Annotated in this window: 25 protein-coding genes, 1 pseudogene and 1 riboswitch; of the genes and pseudogenes, 8 read left to right on the top strand and 18 right to left on the bottom strand. The window is 53.9% G+C overall.

Translation table 11 applies throughout. From position 1 onward, the window contains the following. Positions 1-11: 11 nt before the first annotated feature. The 3 genes from KNP84_RS12725 to KNP84_RS12715 all read right to left on the bottom strand — a co-directional run bounded on the left by KNP84_RS12725 (position 12) and on the right by KNP84_RS12715 (position 1,987). Entirely contained in the window at positions 12-605 is a 594-nt protein-coding gene (locus KNP84_RS12725) for an NUDIX hydrolase (RefSeq protein WP_215114909.1), read from the bottom strand. Next, entirely contained in the window at positions 602-1,615 is a 1,014-nt protein-coding gene (locus tag KNP84_RS12720) for a S66 family peptidase (protein WP_353049112.1), read from the bottom strand. Before KNP84_RS12720 ends, KNP84_RS12725 begins: the two co-directional genes overlap by 4 nt. 66 nt (positions 1,616-1,681) lie before the next feature. After that, positions 1,682-1,987, bottom strand: coding sequence for a hypothetical protein (locus KNP84_RS12715; RefSeq protein ID WP_021065890.1), 306 nt, complete (start codon positions 1,985-1,987; stop codon positions 1,682-1,684). A gap of 147 nt (positions 1,988-2,134) precedes the next feature. Between KNP84_RS12715 and KNP84_RS12710 the strand changes: the two genes are divergently transcribed. Both KNP84_RS12710 and KNP84_RS12705 read left to right on the top strand, forming a co-directional pair. Beyond that, on the top strand, positions 2,135-2,449 hold the full coding sequence (locus tag KNP84_RS12710) for a hypothetical protein (RefSeq protein ID WP_029594473.1): 315 nt from the start codon (positions 2,135-2,137) through the stop codon (positions 2,447-2,449). An 85-nt stretch (positions 2,450-2,534) separates the two neighbouring features. Further along, entirely contained in the window at positions 2,535-3,320 is a 786-nt protein-coding gene (locus tag KNP84_RS12705; protein ID WP_021065888.1) for an SDR family oxidoreductase, read from the top strand. A 31-nt stretch (positions 3,321-3,351) separates the two neighbouring features. Here KNP84_RS12705 and KNP84_RS12700 read toward each other — a convergent pair whose 3' ends face one another. The 12 genes and pseudogenes from KNP84_RS12700 to KNP84_RS12645 form a co-directional block, all read right to left on the bottom strand. Continuing rightward, on the bottom strand, positions 3,352-4,146 hold the full coding sequence (locus KNP84_RS12700; RefSeq protein WP_215114907.1) for a GNAT family N-acetyltransferase: 795 nt from the start codon (positions 4,144-4,146) through the stop codon (positions 3,352-3,354). A gap of 67 nt (positions 4,147-4,213) precedes the next feature. Then, entirely contained in the window at positions 4,214-4,714 is a 501-nt protein-coding gene (locus KNP84_RS12695) for an NUDIX hydrolase (RefSeq protein WP_035385626.1), read from the bottom strand. Beyond that, positions 4,711-5,778 carry a saccharopine dehydrogenase family protein gene (locus KNP84_RS12690; protein WP_021065885.1) on the bottom strand — a complete coding sequence of 356 codons (1,068 nt, stop codon included), beginning with the start codon at positions 5,776-5,778 and terminating at the stop codon, positions 4,711-4,713. Before KNP84_RS12690 ends, KNP84_RS12695 begins: the two co-directional genes overlap by 4 nt. Before the next feature lie 66 nt (positions 5,779-5,844). After that, a complete protein-coding gene (locus KNP84_RS12685; protein ID WP_131472161.1) occupies positions 5,845-6,315 on the bottom strand; it encodes a hypothetical protein in 471 nt (156 codons plus the stop codon). A gap of 88 nt (positions 6,316-6,403) precedes the next feature. Further along, a complete protein-coding gene (locus tag KNP84_RS12680) occupies positions 6,404-7,033 on the bottom strand; it encodes an NADPH-dependent FMN reductase (protein WP_031199947.1) in 630 nt (209 codons plus the stop codon). Further along, positions 7,030-8,022: a ring-cleaving dioxygenase gene (locus tag KNP84_RS12675; RefSeq protein ID WP_029594467.1), complete on the bottom strand. Its 993-nt coding sequence runs from the start codon at positions 8,020-8,022 to the stop codon at positions 7,030-7,032. The genes KNP84_RS12680 and KNP84_RS12675 overlap by 4 nt, the downstream gene beginning before the upstream one ends. A 35-nt stretch (positions 8,023-8,057) precedes the next feature. Then, positions 8,058-8,492: a MarR family winged helix-turn-helix transcriptional regulator gene (locus KNP84_RS12670; RefSeq protein ID WP_029594465.1), complete on the bottom strand. Its 435-nt coding sequence runs from the start codon at positions 8,490-8,492 to the stop codon at positions 8,058-8,060. A gap of 134 nt (positions 8,493-8,626) precedes the next feature. Continuing rightward, positions 8,627-9,061: pseudogene (locus KNP84_RS12665) on the bottom strand (GNAT family N-acetyltransferase). Between the two features lie 10 nt (positions 9,062-9,071). After that, positions 9,072-10,199 (bottom strand): tetratricopeptide repeat protein, encoded by a 1,128-nt coding sequence (locus KNP84_RS12660; protein WP_215114905.1) that lies wholly within the window; start codon positions 10,197-10,199, stop codon positions 9,072-9,074. Positions 10,200-10,248: 49 nt separating this feature from the next. Further along, positions 10,249-10,788 carry a ribonuclease FAU-1 family protein gene (locus KNP84_RS12655; RefSeq protein WP_215114904.1) on the bottom strand — a complete coding sequence of 180 codons (540 nt, stop codon included), beginning with the start codon at positions 10,786-10,788 and terminating at the stop codon, positions 10,249-10,251. Positions 10,789-10,852: 64 nt separating this feature from the next. Then, positions 10,853-11,905: a DUF58 domain-containing protein gene (locus KNP84_RS12650; protein WP_215114903.1), complete on the bottom strand. Its 1,053-nt coding sequence runs from the start codon at positions 11,903-11,905 to the stop codon at positions 10,853-10,855. A gap of 3 nt (positions 11,906-11,908) precedes the next feature. After that, a complete protein-coding gene (locus KNP84_RS12645; protein WP_215114902.1) occupies positions 11,909-12,829 on the bottom strand; it encodes an AAA family ATPase in 921 nt (306 codons plus the stop codon). 98 nt (positions 12,830-12,927) lie between these two features. Between KNP84_RS12645 and KNP84_RS12640 the strand changes: the two genes are divergently transcribed. Together KNP84_RS12640 and KNP84_RS12635 are read left to right on the top strand one after the other, a co-directional pair. After that, entirely contained in the window at positions 12,928-13,623 is a 696-nt protein-coding gene (locus tag KNP84_RS12640) for a hypothetical protein (protein WP_214718909.1), read from the top strand. 92 nt (positions 13,624-13,715) lie between these two features. Further along, positions 13,716-14,462, top strand: a complete 747-nt coding sequence (locus tag KNP84_RS12635) for a hypothetical protein (protein ID WP_215114901.1) — start codon at positions 13,716-13,718, stop codon at positions 14,460-14,462. Position 14,463: 1 nt separating this feature from the next. On the opposite strand, the gene KNP84_RS12630 is transcribed toward KNP84_RS12635, so the two are convergent. Then, positions 14,464-15,432: an aminoglycoside phosphotransferase family protein gene (locus KNP84_RS12630; protein WP_215114900.1), complete on the bottom strand. Its 969-nt coding sequence runs from the start codon at positions 15,430-15,432 to the stop codon at positions 14,464-14,466. Between the two features lie 42 nt (positions 15,433-15,474). On the opposite strand from KNP84_RS12630, the gene KNP84_RS12625 reads away from it, so the two are divergent. From KNP84_RS12625 to KNP84_RS12615, 3 genes are all read left to right on the top strand, one after another. After that, complete coding sequence (locus tag KNP84_RS12625) at positions 15,475-15,795, top strand: hypothetical protein (RefSeq protein WP_214718904.1); 321 nt, start codon at positions 15,475-15,477, stop codon at positions 15,793-15,795. Positions 15,796-15,819: 24 nt separating this feature from the next. After that, positions 15,820-15,918: riboswitch (TPP riboswitch) on the top strand. Positions 15,919-15,983: 65 nt separating this feature from the next. Then, positions 15,984-16,472 carry an energy coupling factor transporter S component ThiW gene (thiW, locus tag KNP84_RS12620; protein ID WP_214718902.1) on the top strand — a complete coding sequence of 163 codons (489 nt, stop codon included), beginning with the start codon at positions 15,984-15,986 and terminating at the stop codon, positions 16,470-16,472. Positions 16,473-16,535: 63 nt separating this feature from the next. Beyond that, positions 16,536-16,802 carry a hypothetical protein gene (locus KNP84_RS12615; protein ID WP_215114899.1) on the top strand — a complete coding sequence of 89 codons (267 nt, stop codon included), beginning with the start codon at positions 16,536-16,538 and terminating at the stop codon, positions 16,800-16,802. Here KNP84_RS12615 and KNP84_RS12610 read toward each other — a convergent pair. Continuing rightward, positions 16,797-17,276, bottom strand: coding sequence for a GNAT family N-acetyltransferase (locus KNP84_RS12610; protein WP_215114898.1), 480 nt, complete (start codon positions 17,274-17,276; stop codon positions 16,797-16,799). The genes KNP84_RS12615 and KNP84_RS12610 overlap by 6 nt on opposite strands. Beyond that, the gene (locus tag KNP84_RS12605) at positions 17,258-17,758 is read right to left on the bottom strand and encodes a YcxB family protein (RefSeq protein ID WP_215114897.1); all 501 of its coding nucleotides are present in this window, start codon (positions 17,756-17,758) and stop codon (positions 17,258-17,260) included. Before KNP84_RS12605 ends, KNP84_RS12610 begins: the two co-directional genes overlap by 19 nt. Before the next feature lie 93 nt (positions 17,759-17,851). On the opposite strand from KNP84_RS12605, the gene KNP84_RS12600 reads away from it, so the two are divergent. Beyond that, positions 17,852-18,250, top strand: a complete 399-nt coding sequence (locus KNP84_RS12600) for a VOC family protein (RefSeq protein ID WP_021065867.1) — start codon at positions 17,852-17,854, stop codon at positions 18,248-18,250. The last annotated feature ends 53 nt before the right edge of the window (positions 18,251-18,303 follow it).

Raw genomic sequence — 18,303 nt, 5'->3', positions numbered from 1 at the left:
GCCATAGGACTTCAATCATGGCGTTCCTCTTGAGCGGTTTTTACACCCGCCAGCACTTGCTCCCAGTAGTTGGTCGGGTGTGGTACGAGATCGCGTTTCGTCACGACCCGGGTATCTCCTGAGATGACCGATGTCGTCTCCACCTCGGATTTCGTCCCGTCAATCAGTGCGTGCAGCGCCTTGATCTCGACCGAGACGACATCGGCCACTTCCGCTTCGTCCAACGTGAACGCTTCGCCATCATACGCATAGACGTACGTGTGGGCGAACTCGCGGTCTAAAAACGTATCCGTCTCGATGACGTCTTCGAAGACGCCGAGCGGGGTCAGTTGGTCGAGTGTCAATTCGAGTCCTAACTCTTCTTGAATCTCGCGCACCCCGTCACGAACGGTCTCCCCGGCGGTCAAGTGCCCGGCGGCCGTGATATCGAACAACGCGGGGAAATCTGCCTTCGTATCGCTGCGAAGCTGTAACAGGAGGCGGTCGTGATCCATCATCCAGCAGTGGAACGTCTCATGCCAATCCCCGTCCCGATGAACGTCCGCCCTTGATTTCAAGCCGATTTTCTTCCGACGGTGGTCGACGATTGTGATGAACTCGATCATGGCATCACCCCGTTCTCTAAAAAGGTGATCGTTCCCGCCGTCGCGTCAAGTTCGACTTCGATGCCGATCGGAAACACATGGGACGGGAACGTATGCCCGATATCGACGTTCGTCAAAATCGGGAAGTCGACGTCTCCAAGCACTTCGAGCAACAAGTCCTCAAATGAGAACGGCGCGCCGGCCGCATCGAAATGTTCATGCTTGCCGATGACGAGACCGCTGATGACGTCGAATACCCCGGCGAGCTTGAGCATGCTGAGGGAACGCTCCTCGTCCGCCATCGTCTTGAACGAGTCTTCTAAAAAGAGAATCGCACCGGTCACATCAGGGAAATAATCCGACTTTAAAAAGCCGGTCATCGTGTTCATGTTCCCGCCAATCAACCGCCCCTGGGCCTGTCCGTCTCGAAGGGTAAGCCAGCCGTCATTCGGACGGAACGTCTTCTCCCGGTCCTGGGTCGACCAATCAATCATCTCCTCGGTCCACTCTCGGGGCACGTCGAGCGTATACGGTGCCGTCCGTTCTAAACCGAGCACCTCTCGCACGTAACGTTCCCCATCCGCGAACATCGTCTCGTATTCCCCGAACGACGGCACGATGGCCGGACCGTAAAACGTCGTCACTCCCGTCTGCGTATAACAAGCGAGGAGGAGCGCCGTGACATCGCTATAGCCCATAATGATTTTCGGCTGACGTCGCAACGCCTCATAGTCGATATACGGCAAGAGCGAGTTCGAATTCGTCCCGCCAATCGTGCTGATGATCGCTTTGACGTCCGGGTCACGCAATAGCGCGTTGAACTCTTCGGCCCGCTCTTGAATCGAGGCCGAGCGATACCCTTCCGAACGATGCGTGCATGAGCCTTCACGAACGATGAATCCCATCCGTTTCATTTGTTCGATTCCGCGCGTGTATCGTTCCGGGAACCGTGCCGGTGCCGGGAACGACGGCGTGATGATTCCAATCGTGTCTCCCGGTCGTAACGCCGGGGGGTGCTTCTTCGTTAACACAGTCATCCCTCCATCAAGTGCGATGCCTTCACTGTACGAGTTTAAAGAGTCGGATGACAACCTGGTTCAAAACAAATCAGGGTCTTCCGAAAGGGTCCGTACTTTTCGGATTTTCTGCGGCCGTCCGGTCCAACCAAGTGTGAGAAAGAAGAAACCGCCTCCGATGACACATGACAATCCGACCAACCCTGCAATCACGCCATCAAAACCGAATCGTTCCCCGCTCACGACGAGCAACAGTGGCGAAAAAAGCAAAGCCACGCCTAGCAACAATACGCCACCCCACATCCGTCGCCGTGGAAACCCGATTGTCCACCAGCCGAATGCCACCAATCCTAAAACGATTAATCCAATCATTCCGATTAGAACCATCCTCAGCGCCTCCACTCTTCAAATTGTCTTGTTTTATTCCGCGTCAACAATTGAAAATCCTGTCAAAAAGGCACTATAGAATTCCTGCAAACCGGGTAAATAACTATTGGAAACCACCGTACCGGAATCGCACAGAGGAGGAACACCATGAGAACCCGACTCATCTTTGCTCTGGCATTTATCGGTCTTTTTTTAGTTGCTGTTTATTGGATCAGCACATGGGACGACCATCAAATCGAAGGTCGAATCGAACAGATTGACATCCCACAGCTGATGATTGGACCACATGACTTGTCAGACGACGAGTTAACGTTGCAGACAATATTAATCAACGAACGAACGAAAGTGACAGGAGAAGCGAACGATGTGCAACAACTCCGGGTCGGACAAGTCGTCACGGTCGAACTCGATCGCGACGCCAAGTTGAAAATCGCGGTATCGATTCACGTTCAACCCGAATGAGTCGTTTCACCTTTTTTCAGAAAACGGGCTTAGGTTTCATAGAACGGTGGAATATGAGAACAGGAAGCTGAAAGGAGCGAATTGAATGATTTCAAATACATTGTTATCGGGGAAGGTCGCCTTCATCACAGGCGCGGCATCTGGAATCGGACGTGCCACTGTCATCCGGTTCGTCCAAGCCGGGGCGAAAGTCGCCATCGTCGATTTGAACTTAGAAGACGCGGAACAACTTGCGACTCTGATTGGAGAAGAGCGTGCCATCGGCATCAGTGCCGATGTGGGGAACGAAGACGAGATGAAACGAGCGTACGAGCAGACGGTTGAACGTTTCGGCCGCGTCGACATCGTCTTCGCGAACGCAGGACGAAACGGCACGATCACACCAATCGAGCACTTGTCGCTCGAAGATTGGAACGGTGTCGTCGAGACGAACTTGACGGGCACGTTCTTGACGGTGAAACATGCCATCCCTCATTTAAAAGAACGAGGCGGCAGTGTCATCATCACGTCGTCTATCAACGGAAACCGTTACTTCAAAAACTTTGGGTTCAGCGGCTATGCGACGACGAAAGCCGGCCAGACCGGATTCGCCAAAATGGCAGCAGCCGAGCTCGCCCAATTCGGCATTCGCGTCAACTCGATTTGCCCGGGGGCCATCGACACGAACATCGATGACTCGACGAATCGCGATGACGCCTTGCTCGAAGAAATCGTCATCCCGATCGAGTATCCGGAAGGAAATCAACCGTTGGCCGGGAAATCCGGCACGGCCAAACAAGTCGCGGACGTCGTCTTGTTCTTCGCGAGCAACATGTCGAGTCACGTCACCGGCTCTGAGGTGTACGTCGACGGTGCCGAATCATTACTTTAACAACAACAGGTCGCCCCGCGGGGCGACCTGTTTATTTGAGAATTGGGCTTTTCATGACGGCTTTCTGGTAAAACGGAATGAATCCTAAGCGCTCCATGTTCCGTCCCGAGGCCGTATCGACTTTCGTCGTCACGGTCACGTACTGGCAACCGGCTGCTTTTGCGGCCGCAATCCGTTCCAAGATGAGCTGTGTCTGATAGCCTCTGCCCCGATAAGCGGGAATCGTGCTCGTCAAAAACAGTTCGCCCATTCCGTCCTGGACGGCAAGAATCCCACCAGCGACGGCCATCTCACCTTCGCGGACGAGAAACGCCTGGTTTTCGGGTAACGCGTAGAAGCCTTTCGCGGTATCAATCGTCTCTTGCATGACCGTCCCGGTCTCGGCGAAGCCGGCCGCGATGGCCCGAGCCCATTCGTTCACGTTATCGGCGTGCACGCGTTCGACCGTATGCTCCATATCCGGGAATACGAACGTGTTCACGTCGAGCAACCACACGTCCAGGAAGTGGTCGAGCGTATAGTTTCGCTCTTGGAGCAACCGAATGAGTGACATGTCCGCGAGCGGACAAACCTCGATATGTAGGCGGGACACGTTCTTGCCGCGTACCCATTTCTCCATCTGGTGCAAATCGTAAAAACTGGTCGGTCGATTCAAACCGAAGCCGACCGCAAAACTCGTATTGCCCATCCGAAAGACGTGGCCTTTGTTTTCGACAATCAATTCCGAACCTTCATAGGGAGAAGACTGTTTCCGATGCCGAATATAGGCAGACGTCCCTTCCGCTTTGATGCGTTCGATCCGCCTGGCTAGTTCTAAGCGTCTCATCTCGTTCCCTCCCCACTAATCTCCCCTGAGTTTACCACACTTCGATTGCGAACAGATTGTGATTCCGTTACAAGGCGAGACGCAAGTCTGACTCAAATCGAAGTAACCGTTCCCGGACAGATGGGACGAGATCATCCAGGGCCATCAATTCTGACCAATCGACGAGACGAACCGCTACGACTTCGTCTTCCTGAAGCACCAAGTCATCAAGTTGCAGCGGAGTATCGGTTTGATAGCGATACAGGTCTAGAAAATATGTCTCGCGGCGTAACGTCGCCACCCACTCCAACTGGTCAGGTTCGATCCAGAGACCAATCTCTTCACCAAGTTCACGAATGGCACCGTCACGGCTCGTTTCACCGGCAAGAACGGAACCACCCGTCCCTTCCCAAAGAAGTGGGTGCGTCTTGCCTGGATGGCGTTGCGAGAGCAACACGTTTCCGTTCACATCAAACGTGAACACCTCGATGACGGTATGATACGTGTCCACTGCTAACTGTTCGCCGCGCACGTGCGTTTTGCCGAGCGGACGCCGCTCTCCGTCGACTAAATCCCATTGCTCACTCAAAGCCGGACCTCGTCAACGACAAACGAGGATGACCCTTCAATCTCTTCGATGAAGTGTGATCCGAACAGCATCGCCGGTGTGAAGCTGCCAGGGATGACACGGCCTGAACTGACAAGTCGTGACACGACCTCAAGCGCCCCGTACACGGTAAAGGCATATGTGCTCGCCGTCTTGATGCGGACGATCACTTTACGTCCTGAGGCGTTCGTCGCTTCGCCCCAGACATACGTCGAGGAGCGTTCCCGTTCTGACTCGTCCGGTCCGCTCACATGTTCATCAACATAACGGAGCAGTTTCCCTTGCACCGCGTCGCTGCCGAGAATCGGACCGAACCAAGACAAAAGACGCGCCCCGTAAGCGTAAGCCGTAGGGACCGGGACCCACGTCGTGATGTTCGGAATGCCCGTCGTATAATAGGCGGTCGAGACGTCTCCCCATGGAATGGCGATGGCCGTTTTCTTGCCGCGTCCGAAATCGATGTGACGACGTTTCTCGCCCAGCGGAAACGGTGTCAATTCGCCATCTTTTCGTTCGGCACTGCTCGACCCTAGCCCACGGATGGCTGTTTTCAGCGTCCCGCGTGAGATACCGGCGGCGGCCGAGAAACCGAGTGCGAGATTCGTCGCGTCCGGCATCAGCTCTTTCAGCTTCCGGGCCACACAGTCGGTCGGAATCACGTCGAAGCCGACACCCGAACAGAGCAACACGCCCGCTTCTTGCGCGAGCTTAGCCCGTTTCTTCGAGTGGATGTATTCGAACACCTCGATTTCCCCGGTAATATCCAAGTAATGTGTCTTCGTGGCGAGACACGCCTCGACCATCGGCCGACTCGTATCGGCGAACGGTCCGGCACAGTGTAACACGAGGTCGATGTCTTCCAATTGGCGTGTCGCCTTATCAAGCGACAAGTTGAAGACGCGCGTCTCGCACCCGAGCTCCTCCCCGAGCTTGGCGATCGCGTCCGCACGCCGACCCGCGAGCACCGGTGTCATCCCTTGTTTCACCGCTTGACGGGCAATCAGTTCGCCTGTATATCCGTTCGCCCCATAAATCATCCATTTCATCACGATTCCTCCTTCAACTCTGCAAATATGTCTTTTCTTTGTTCCCTATCCTGCCAACTTTCACCCTTATAAACGATGCATCACGTCTTGCATCACACCGCCCAAATAGACAATGCCAAAAGCCGCCACTACGACACCGACTGGGATGATGAGACTCGACCAAGCCTGTCTCGTTTCGAATCGACAGTCTTTATGCGACAAGTAGCGGTCAATCATCCAATATAAAACTGCCGCTCCTGCACCAAGCCAGAGCAAAACAAGTCCGAACCCGATATGTAAGCCAAACGAGACGAGCGGCTCGAACCGCATCGACATTCGGCGTGCCACCCAGTCGCTGAACACTGATGTCAACACCCCGTACGTGACGATGACCGGGAAACTGACTGACAAATAGGTGGCCGTCAACATGAGAAGCCCGTTCACCGTGTCCGCTATCCCTCCGCTATCCGGATATTGCGGGATGACGACCCAACATGCCAACAAGAACGAATAAACCGGGGTCGTAAGTGACGCCGCGATGATTTTTCTAGTCCACATGTCCATCCTCCTCTTCTCCTCTCACTCTACACGACCCGACTAAAAAGCGCACAAAAAAACCAGCCTCGTGAAAAGGCTGGTCGAGTCATCAGTTATTCGCAGCTTCTGCCGCTTTCGTACGGACCGTCTGCATCGCTTCTGTCCATGGGACGAGCTGATCGAGCATGTCGTTGACCGATTGGACTTGAACGTCTTTCGGTGCGAAATGTGTCCCGTTCTCGAAGTCTGTGAAGAGCGAGAGCGCTGGGTGGACACGGACGTGGGCGATCAAGAGCTCGCTCAACACGCCGCGTAAGTGTTCTGTCGCACGCGCACCGCCGACCGAACCGTATGAGACGATGCCGGCTGCTTTGTTATGCCATTCGTTGCGTAAGTAGTCGAGGGCGTTTTTGAGCGCACCTGTAATCGAGTGGTTGTATTCTTGGACGATGAAGACGAAGCCGTCCATTTCCGCGATTTTCTCAGACCATGCCGCGGCACCTGTTGCGTCGCCGCCTGGCTCGCCGAGAAGCGGGAGGCTGTAGTCTGCGATATCGATGATTTCATAGTTAGCGTCACCGCGTTTGTTCGCGATTTCTTTCACCCATTCTCCGACTTGCGGGCTGACGCGTCCTTCACGAGTAGATCCGAGTACGATTCCAATTTTCAACATGTTAGTTCCTCCTTGTGAGTTGGTTGGTTCTTCTTGTTTACCGAACAAACGATTTAAAAAGCTCATTTCATGCCCTCATATTCTTTCTCAAACGTTTTTGTACTTCTGACCGTATCAATCGGTCGAACCATCGCTTCAATCTGTTCCCGCTTCGGTTCTAAGAACGGCGGGAGTGACAATTTCTCACCGACCGTCTCATACGGTTCATCGCCCATGAACCCTGGTCCGTCCGTTGCCCATTCGAACAGGATTTGCGGCGCGACCCGTGCGTAAGACGATTCGAAGAAGAAGCGGTCGACATAGCCTGATGTCGGTAACCCGAACTGTTGCAATCGTGCCGTCCATTCATCGAGGACACTGCGGTCATCGACACGGAAAGCGACGTGATGCACGGTTCCAAACCCTTGGCGCGCGACTGGTGACGTCTCGTCATGAATGACGACGACTTGCGCCCCGTTTCCACCCTCACCTCCTTCAAAGAGATGCGCGTCGCCTTCTTGTCCGATTTCTTCGAACAACATGACTTGCTCCATCACTTGTTTGAAATACGTAAAATCCGCGATGCGGATAAAGATTGGACCGAGACCCGTGATGGCGTACTCGAGCGGCACCGGGCCGTTTTGCCACGGTTCGCCTGACGCGACACCGACGTTGAACTCATCTGAGATGAGCTGGTACGCCTGCTCGTCGAAGTCGACGAACGCGAGCGTCTTCTTACCGAACTGCTCCTGAATCCCTTCATGCTTTACGCCGAGGCGGTCGAAGCGACGTTCCCAATATGTGAGTGCCTCGTCGGTCGGGACGCGGAACGACGTCTTGGCGATTTCATTCGTCCCATGCACGCCTTTTGGGATGCCAGGGAAATCGAAGAACGTCATATCTGTTCCAGCGCTGCCTTTGTCATCGGCGAAAAATAAGTGGTACGTCTGAATGTCGTCTTGGTTGACCGTCTTTTTGACGAGGCGCATTCCGAGGACGTTCGTAAAGAAGTCATAGTTCTTCTCGGCGCTGCTCGTAATCGCCGTCACGTGGTGAATTCCTTTTACATGGTTCATTCGAATCGCTCCTTAAAATCTTGATTTCGAGATAATCAGTTAAAAATTTTTGACGCTTCGGCGCGTTTGCCGACCGTCTTCAATTGAGTAATTGTATTTGCTAAATCGAGACCGTCGAACAGCTCGTCCATTCGTTGTTCATGGGCCGGAAAGATGCGAGACATGAGTGTGCGCCCTTTTTCCGTCAGCGCCGCATACGTGACGCGCCGGTCGCTCGGACAGGCTTTGCGAATCAAGTAGCCTTTCGCTTCGAGCCGGTCGACGATGTACGTCATGCTCCCGCTCGTCAATAATACCTTTTTGCCGATCGTTTGAATCGGTTGATCGCCTTTATGATACAGCAGTTCGAGCACCGAGAACTCGGTCGGGTTCAGCCCGTACTCGGCAACCTCTTGCTTGACCACGTCTTGAATCGACTGTGAGGCCCGAAGCAACACCGTAATCGCTTTTAACGTTTGTCGTTCTTCCATGTGTTCCCCTCCTCTACTGAGAGAAAACAATACTTTAAATTTCATTATCTTTAATTCGAGATAAATATAACACGGTAAGTTTGATGGGTCAATCAATTTGTCTCAAAAAAAAAAAGACGAGTTGCCTCGTCTTTTCATCTGCGCCGAATGACCGCCATCTCCCGCCCGAAGCGATTGCCTTCGTCGACAAAGTCCAAGCTTTCGTATAATCGATGCGCGCCCCTATTATCGGGATGGTAACCGACGACGATCGGTTCGGTGCCGAGCTGCCCTACTTCTTCCAGCATGAGTTCGGTCGCTTTGCGTCCAATCCCTTTTCGTTGGTGCGCATGGTCGACCATAATGCGATACACCCAGCGCGCGTCCAACTCTTCGAGTACCGTATTGTACATGAGAAACCCGACCATCGTCTCGTCCTCCTAAATCGCATACGCCCGCAGCGTCGGTTCATACATCGCTTGCAGCAGCGAAATCGCATTCGGTTCCATATACGCTTGTTGCTCGTCACTCAGAGTGAGCTGACAGCACGTGTACCAGTTTTGTTCTGTAATCGGTTGAAGTGTGATCATCCGGTTCTCCTTAATCGTATGTCTCGTCCAAGTTACGCGCATAAAACGCGATGGCGCGACGATACCGTTTAATGCTGTCATCCGGCTCCGGGCTTGCGAGCAGTTCGAGCAACGTACCGGTCGCCTCAGTGTGGCGCCCGAGATTATAATGGGTCATCGCTTGAAATACTTTGAGCGCCCCGATGTCTGGGAACTGTTCAATCGCCTTGGTGAACAACGCCTCAGCGTCCTCGTAGCGGCCGAGCGCCCGGTACGTGCTACCGAGTCCGATATACGTCTCACGGAGCTCTTCGCCGGCGAGCCCGAGCCGAATCGCCCGTTCATAATGTGGGACGGCTTGACGCTCTTCACCGAGCGAGTCATAACACGAAGCGCAATGGGCATGGAGGCGCGGATTCTTCTCGTCTTGCCGGAGCAACATCAGGAACAGCTGCTTCGCCCGTTCGAGCTCTCCGTTCTCACGGAGACGAATCGCTTCGTCGAGCCCCTTCTCTTCAGGAGTTTGGACTTCCAAGTCACTCAAGTCATCAAGCCACGCTTGCAACAATTCGTAATAGCGACCGACATGGACGCCATCGACGAGGGCATGGTGGGCTTGGACCGAGAGCGGCATCGTCATCCGGTCACCGGTCTCCGTGAATTTGCCCCAGGCGATGCGCGGCACCGTATCATGCTGTTGGTCGTGTGTCGGGTGGCTGATGCTCGTGAACGTGACCCAAGGCACGCTCGTGATGTAAAGCAGACTGTCCGGCTCATCGTCTCCGACGACGACTTCCCGTTTCGCCCCGCTCATCCGAGCCGTCACTTCTTCCATGAAGTCCGGGAACGCGTCTTTATAGGTCGCCGTGCAAAAGTTGAAGACGTCATCGTCCATCATGACGGTAAACGAGGGATGCACGACGTCGTGCTCGATGACCTTGTCGCCGCGAATGCGGTAGCGAAGCTCCGGGATGGCGTTCGCCGTCTTGACGGCACCGTACAAGAACAGTTTAAAGAACGACTGGCCCGTCCGTTTGGCGTGCGTATGTAACTTCGTCACATCAACGCTCGCCGTCACATTGAAATGCGGGGCGTCAAACGCCTTGAAGAATTCGTAGTGCTTCTTGCGCGACCACGTCTCGGTATTGATGATTTTCATGATTCGTCCCCCTGTTTTTTCTTTCACTGTACCAAAGGGAACAGGCCGTTCAAAGTTTTTGCTTCAACTCGGTGTAATGCTCGTTCGCCAAGTCGAAATAGACGAAGTCCCGACGTTCAATCCGATCGAGCGTCGCATGGAAGTCACGCCAGCCCTGCTCGATGAGCTCCGTCGTCAGTTCTCCGGCCTCCGTCGCTTCCTCGAACTCGTCCTCGTCTTTGCGGACGACGTCCCCGTTCGGGAAGATGAGGATGTCGAGCAACAAGTCGTCCATATACGGGATTCCGTCCTCGTATCCGATTGCTTCGACGATATCGATGTACCATTGAACGATGTGTCCTTCATCATTAAACATGACGGTCACACCGAACGGCTCGTCGTCCGGGAAATATTGGAGCCAGCTGTAACCGGCATCGGCGACGATGAACTCTTCTCCCTTGTGCATTTTATATTGAGGTGCGCGGACCGCATCGATTTGAAACAAGGCGACGGTCCCGGAGAAACGGTCATCATGTACCTCCATTTGCGCGTAGCGATGTTGCAAAATCCGTTCCCAGTCTCGACGATTGGCAAATTTCCGTTTTGGCATATGTCTCTCTCCTTTTGACCCAATTCATACGTAAAGAGTTCGCCAAAATCCGACATTTCCCTGTTCAATCGTACAGATTGTGTTGATTGAACCAGACGAGGTGGCTTTGCTTCAATCGTTTTCGCTCGACCATCCGCGTAAAGGCGTCTGTCGAGATGAAGCGATTGCCTGGGTGAATCGTCGCTAACTGCAGCAAGATGAAGCGTATGCCGCGCTCGCCTTCCTGAAGCGGGACATGGAGCATCGTCCCATCCTCATTGAATCGATTCAAGAACAACTCGATTTTGCAGTCCTCTTTTAACAGGCGCGATGTGACGAAGGCGGTTTGGCTGATGAGCGATTCAAAGTCGTGATGGAGCGTATAACCGGACGGACCATTCAAATCCAAGGCGAACGTGAACGTATCGAGCGTCGTCTGTTGAAATACTTTTGACTGCAGTCGTCCGAGTTTGGCGGTCGCGTACCAATCGATCTCCTTCACCGGTTCCCCTTCATACGGTTTCGACCCGATTAGTTGCAACGGATTTCGAAGCGGTGACGCCAAGAGCGGCCGGTCCCCGAGCGCTAACCGTTTCGTCCCGACCGGTGGATGCAACAGGAGCGATGGAAGGACGGTCCACTCTATATCGACCGGTCGTTCATATAAATACGTCCCGAGTCGGAACGGGAGCGTGACGGCGATGACGCATTCCTCGAACGTGGCTGGTCCGCGATACTCAGCGCGCACGACCAATTCGTGGCGGGCGCGACTGACATCGACCTCATAGTCGAGCACGTTCGGAAGGCGCTCATGCGCCGGAAAGCTTATTCCCGAGCTCGACTTCAGGCGAATCCGTAGCGGTAGTCCGAGCCGATCCAACTCGTCCACCCCATCGACCACTAACACGATCCGGCTCTCATCTCCGACAAACAGCAATTCTTCGTATTGCGTGAACCGGAGATCGATGTGCCGCTCGAGTTGTTGCCGCGTCCGCTCGAGCATCCAAATCGCACTCGCTACAATGAAGCATATGTAACCCAATCCGTATACGTACGGGAAGAACACGAGCATGGCTCCGCTCACGAGATATATAGGGAGGAGCCGGCGCTGCAACCAAGCGTGCGTGGACAGAATCATCCGTCAGCCCTCGACCGGCACGGGCACCGTGTCCAGAATGTGCGCGACGACGTTCGCTTTCGTCGACTTGATGCCGCCTTCGAGCGTCAAGCTGATGCGATGGGCGAGCACGTACGGCGCCACGGCTTTGACGTCTTCCGGGATGACGTACAGTCGGCCGGCCAAATAGGCATAGCTTTGACAAGCGCGGAGCAGCGCGATCGCGCCGCGTGGGCTGACTCCGACCTCGACGGACGCGTGTGCCCGGGTCGCATGGACGAGACCGAGCATATAGTCGAGGACATCGTCCTGAATCGCGACTTGTCTCGTCTCGGCCTGCGCTTCTTGCAGCGAGGCGAGTGACGTCACGGCCTCGATGTGTTTGCGGGTCTCGGTCAACACTTGCAACAACAGTTCTCGCTCTTCGGCGGCTTCCGGATAGCCGACCGGAATCGAGATGAGGAATCGGTCGAGCTGCGCGTCTGGGAGCGGGAACGTCCCGGCCGATTCAATCGGGTTCTGCGTCGCGATGACGAAGAACGGTTTCGGCATCGGATAAGTCTTCCCGCCGATTGAGACTTGTCGTTCTTCCATCGCTTCAAGCAGCGCGGACTGGGTGCGCGGGACGGCCCGGTTGATTTCATCAATCAGGACGATGTTCGCGAAAATCGGACCTTGCCGATGGTCAAAGCCTTGCGTCTGCATATTGAAGTAGTCGGTCCCGATGACGTCGGACGGGAGCAAATCGGCCGTAAATTGGATGCGCGAGAATGACCCGTCCAAACTGCCGGCGATCGCTTTGGCGAGCAACGTCTTCCCCGTGCCCGGAACGTCCTCAAGCAAGATGTGCCCTTCGGCGAGAAGGGCCGTGCAGCAGAGCCGGACGACCTCATCTTTTCCTAAATACACTTCATTCAACTGTTTAATGACTGCTTCGATTCCCATGTCGTTCCCCTCCGTTAGTATATGTCTTATTCGAAGTTTACCTGTTTATGGTAATATAGACAATAAATAGTCTGAACATTCTGGTAAGGAGGTAGAACATGAAGTGGTCGTCTCGATTTATCGGGTTCTTGATTGTGACAGCTTGTCTCGTTGTGATGTTTGTCTTTGTCAGCAAGGAGACGTTCAGTTGGTTTCAAACGATTAACACCTCATCTCCAGTTAGCGTGACCGAGATGGGCAGAGAAGAAGATGAGAATCCTCCACCAAAAGATGGTATTGATTTAGGTTCGACCGATGAGCCTGGAAAAGCTGGAGAACGGCAAGAGAAGCAAGACATGCTCAAATTCAAATTTGGTAGCGGGAATGGTGATGCCCCCGGCGGACTCGGCACATTGTTCGCCTTCCTCGCCGCCATCGGGTTGACCGTCTATGGCGTGCATCGATGGCTGCGTCGTCGACGGTGGGAAAGATTCACGTTCTCGTCTAGGCCGGATGCTCCGGTGCCACTGTCCCTCAACGCGGACGCCTCGATCGAGGCACAGACGTTCCCGCTGCTCACGAATATCGAACTGAGAGATTGGCTCATCACGTTCAACGCCTCACTCGCCCCTGAGCTAAAGCTTCAGACGAATGAGACGCTCATCGACTGGTTCGAGCGCATCGAACTGACGGACATCGACGCCTCGCTCTATCATCTGATTCGCTATGGGGCCGCATCCGAGCATGACATCCCGGTCGAGCAGCAACAAAGGTTTCACGAGGCACTCGACCGCTACTTACAGCGACACCCCTGAACGAGAAAGTACCCAGGTTCTCACAAAGACGTAAACGTGCTACGCTCATTGATAATAGGGAAAAAATGTAACTTTCTTAGGAGGTTTGATTAATGAGACGCCTAGGCTTGCTCGGATTCAGTGTGTTCTTGCTTACCGGATGCACGGATCCAGTCGAGAAACCAATCGTCCCGGCTGATACAAACGAGCCATCGTCCGAAGAAATCACCACATGGACGCGCGAAGACTTCAAGGACGTGTTCGACCAATACGAAAAAGTCCCGCCGCTCTTGAAGGCCCTCGAGAACGATGGAATCACCCCGTTCCGCGAGACGTTCGAGCACGTCGTCATCGCCGGCGACGGCATCCATCATACATACGCCGATATCCATCCGTTCAAACTCGATGACGGCACATACGCCACCGTCTATGAGAGTGAAAATGGAGACATCGCCAACGGTTCCGAATCGGTCGCGCCGCTGTTTTGGCAAGAAGCGTCGTTCCTTCAATTCGTCGAAGAGATTGAGAAACGAAAATACGGAACGAGTGCCCCCCCGACGGACGTCGTTTTGACACAAGACGAGTTCCAGGCGCTCTATAACCGCCACGCCTATACGTCCGCGCTCATCGTCGAGCTCGACGAATGGGGCGTACAAGTGGCGCGCGACCCGCTCAAAGATGTCATCATCGCTGGGAACGGGGTCAAGGAAGTGAAAGCCGACTTGATCGTCTTTGAAGTCGAGGGTGGCTACGCAATCGTCTACGACCGAGACGGTGAGATTTTCAAAGGTCCGGAGTCGATTGCTCCGCTGTTTTGGAGCGAGACGGATTATGAAAACCTACTCGAGAAACATGAATGACTTATCGGAAGCGTCGTTTCAAGTCCCGGTACTCGAGTAGCAAATTGAGCCATTGCGCCGGCTTATCGCTCGACTCAGCTACATCGTACCGGTATCTCGTCACATACACATGCCACGACAAGGCACGATAGACGCAACCGAGCTCCTCGGCGATCAGTAGATGACGCCAAAGTACGTCCTTGGGTGCGACGCCGCTCCACGCTTCCAAGTAAACCGTACGCATCGTTTGAATCTGTTTATACCAGGCAACCTCGTCTTCTTCCGGCAATAAGTCGTACAGCGCGTTCCAAAACACGCGCACGCTGAAAAACGGATGCGTGACGGTCGCGTCGCCCCAGTCGAGGATACACAAATCATTCGTCCGTTCCCGCCAGAAGATGTTGCCGCCGTGCAAATCACCGTGCTCAAGACTCATCGGCATCCCGGTCGCCAGCTCATCGCACATGGCAATCAATTCATCTTGAAGCGCGAGCACGGCCTCGGCTTTGTATTGCTCGAGCCCGGCGCAGAGCTCAGGTAAATACGTGCGAATTTCGCCCTTCAACTTGGCCGGTCGGCGGTCCGGGATGCCGTAAGACAAGTAGGTCTCGATCTGGTCGATCTCCTGTCGCTGCAGCTGTGCGTATTGACGCAACGCCGCTTCGTATCGACTCACGTCCGGTCGTTCACGTAACGCGTCTCCGCCGATGTCTCGCATGAGCAACCAGTTCCGGGCTGAATCGATGGCGATGACGTCAGGCACGAAATCAGGATACCGCTCGGCAAGAAACGCCGACAATCCGGCCTCGCCGCGGCTGATATCGGTCACCGCTTTGGCGTAGTAACGTTCCTCATTGAGCGCGCCAACAAGCAAGTACGTCAAATCGGTATCTTTGATCACGTGCCACCTCGCATTCGGCACGTTTGCCTCAATCCATCGTTCGAACCGTTCACGAAACGCTCGGTCACGCCATGGAATTGCCTGACTCATCCTGTTCACCCTTTCTTTCATCATCTCCTAGGAGGAAACGATATGGACGTTGTGTATTACTCATACCCGGTCGATGCCATCTTGTATATGTATTTAGGGGCGACGGCCGTCGTCAGTGTCCTCATCGGGCTACTCGTCTGGCGTCTGTTCAAGCGCCGGGACATCGGCTTTTGGACAACGCTTGTCATCAGCTTCATCGGGCTGTCGTTCGCGCTCGTCTGGTTTCAAAACGCTTCCGTCGCCGTGTTCATGGGGACACTCCCATGGTTAATCAATCTCGTCTTCTCCCTTTTGTTATACGGCCTGTTCGTCGGCACAATCTATGTCACGTTCCGACCAAGAAAGCTCGACCGCATCAAATGACGGTATGCTATACTTAACGTAATAAACGACCACTAGGGGAGCCTTCGGGCTGAGACGGCATGCGCCGGACCCTTCGAACCTGATCTGGCTCATACCAGCGTAGGGAAGTGGTGTGGGATTCGTCTGTCTTTCCACGCCACTTTTCCACTTGGAGAAGTGGCGTTTTCATTTCGAAAGGAGACTTATTCATGCGAATTCAACAACTCACTTGGATGGCGATGCTCGTCGCCATCGCCGTCATCGGTTCTCTGTTCATCTCGATTCCGACCGGTGTCGCCCGTGCTTATCCGATTCAACATATGGTGAACGTTATCGCCGCCGTCACCGTCGGACCGATCGGGGCCGTGCTCGTCGCGTTCGTGACCGGACTCGTCCGTGTCATGACCGGTACTGGATCGCTCCTCGCGTTCCCTGGTGGTATGATTGGCGCACTGCTCGCCGGTATCTTTTATATGAGGACGAACCGCGTAGCCTTCGCCGCATGTGGTGAAGTCATCGGGACCGGCCTTATCGCTTCGCTCGTCGCCGTCCCGTATGCCAAGTTATTGATGGGGAGCGAGTTCGGGGCGCTGTTCTTCTTCCCAGCTTTCCTTGCTTCGAGTGTGACGGGGGCCGTGCTCGGCTGGATTGTTTTGGCTCGGGTCAAGCAATTGCGACCGCTCACGGCGAAGCGATAAATACTTCCCTCCCACCGATAGTAAATGGTAAAATCAGGATATCAGATATTAGGAGGTAATTTCTTGAATCGATTGACGCTATTATTGGCGGCTACCGCCTGCCTGTTCATGTCTGGTCTGTTGTACACACTTGAACGGATTGCCACGTATACACGGTGGAACGCTCAAATCGCAACGGGTACATTCTCGAGCGAGCCGATGTTCGTCGATGTTCTGCTCCAAAACGTGTTCATCTCGATTTTCGGAGTGGCTGCTATCGTTCTCTTTTTCAAAGCGGGCAGTGCTGTTCAAGGCTCAACGACGACGAAAACAGGGACGGCCGACTTATGACGGCTGTCCCTGTTTGACGTGATACACCCAAATCTCTTCCCCGTTCGCCTCATCAATCAGGCCACTGTCGACGAATCCCCCCTTCGCATAGAACCGTTTCGACGGTTCGTTCATCGGATGCAGACTGAGGATGAGGTCATCGACATCGAAGCGTTCTTGCATCCACTGAATCGTAAGTTGTAAACATGTTGAACCGATGCCTTTCCCTTGCTCTGTCACATCGATCATAAATCGATCGAGCCAGATGTAACGCTCCACCTTGTTCTCGGCCCCAATCATCATGAAGCCGACGGGATGCTCATCGCGACAAAGCGCATAGCACTGCCACGCATATTTGACATCGGTTTCCATCTCGCGAAGCGATTCGGCGTTTGTTTCGATAAAGCGAGCTTGGTCAGAAGCGACGGTCAAGGCGACAACAGCCTCCCGGTTCGTGTCATCGACAAGTTGAATCGTCAGCGTATCGGCAGCCATCGGCGCACCTCTTCCATGTCCAGTCCGCGCTTCGGCAAAATATAGGCGCTGACCGAGGAGTTGTATAGATACACATAATCGTCCTCCTCGACGACTTCCTTGATTCCTGCCCATGACACACGCGTCTCGCCGAACTCATTTAAATCGCGCAGACCAGTCTCCTCCAAATCCATCGTGTGGGGGCCAATCATGCCTTCGTTGCTGCGTTCGTCGATGAGACGCCGCGTCTGCTTCTGGACATGCTGTTCAAAGTATTTCGGATAATACAGGAACCAAAGAATACTCGCGACCCCGTATATGCCATATAGCCACCAGTCCGTCTCTTGGAGCCACGTCGCCAGCACGAAAGCAGCGCCTAAAAAGATAAGTGGTCCGATGATTCGCTGTAAGAGGATCATCCGCTTTCCTGTTTTCGAACGTTTAATATGGCTCAAGTTGAACCGGATATAGTCGTCTTCTGTCAATTCGTATTGGATTTTCATCATCATTCCCTCCTCGGTGTCCTATACGTCTCACGTGAAGAAAAGTTCCGTTCAGAACGTTGATTGGATAAACTAAAAGAAAGGAGTGACATCATGAAACAAATCCACCATCTCTGCATCCAAACGCCCGACTATGAGGCATCCAAACGATTTTATGAGGCGCTCGGCTTCGAGCTCGTTCAGGAGTCGCCCGACTTTCATACGCGCGCGTTCAATAGCTGGCTTAAACTCGGTGATTTTTATATCGAGCTCCAAACGGCGAAAGTCGATGAGACGTTGTCACCGTATTCGAAGCATGTGGCCGGCCCGGTCCACTTCGCGCTTTATGTCGATGACCTCGAAGCGGAAGTGAGACGGCTAGAATCACTTGGCGTGACGTTCCTACCAAAGCACGGCGGGAACATCTACTTCGTCGTTGACGGTCATTTGAGTAAATTAAAAGCCCCGGAAGGCACGATTATCGAGCTCCGGGACACGTTTGTCATCAAGTGAGGCGCTGCCTCGCTTTTTTTATTGCCAAAATCGCACACCCTCATGTTTTTCGC

Origin of the sequence: Exiguobacterium sp. s70, from assembly GCF_018618315.1 — a bacterium.
Taxonomy (GTDB): domain Bacteria; phylum Bacillota; class Bacilli; order Exiguobacteriales; family Exiguobacteriaceae; genus Exiguobacterium; species Exiguobacterium chiriqhucha.
This window is presented reverse-complemented; position numbering and strand designations above follow the sequence as displayed.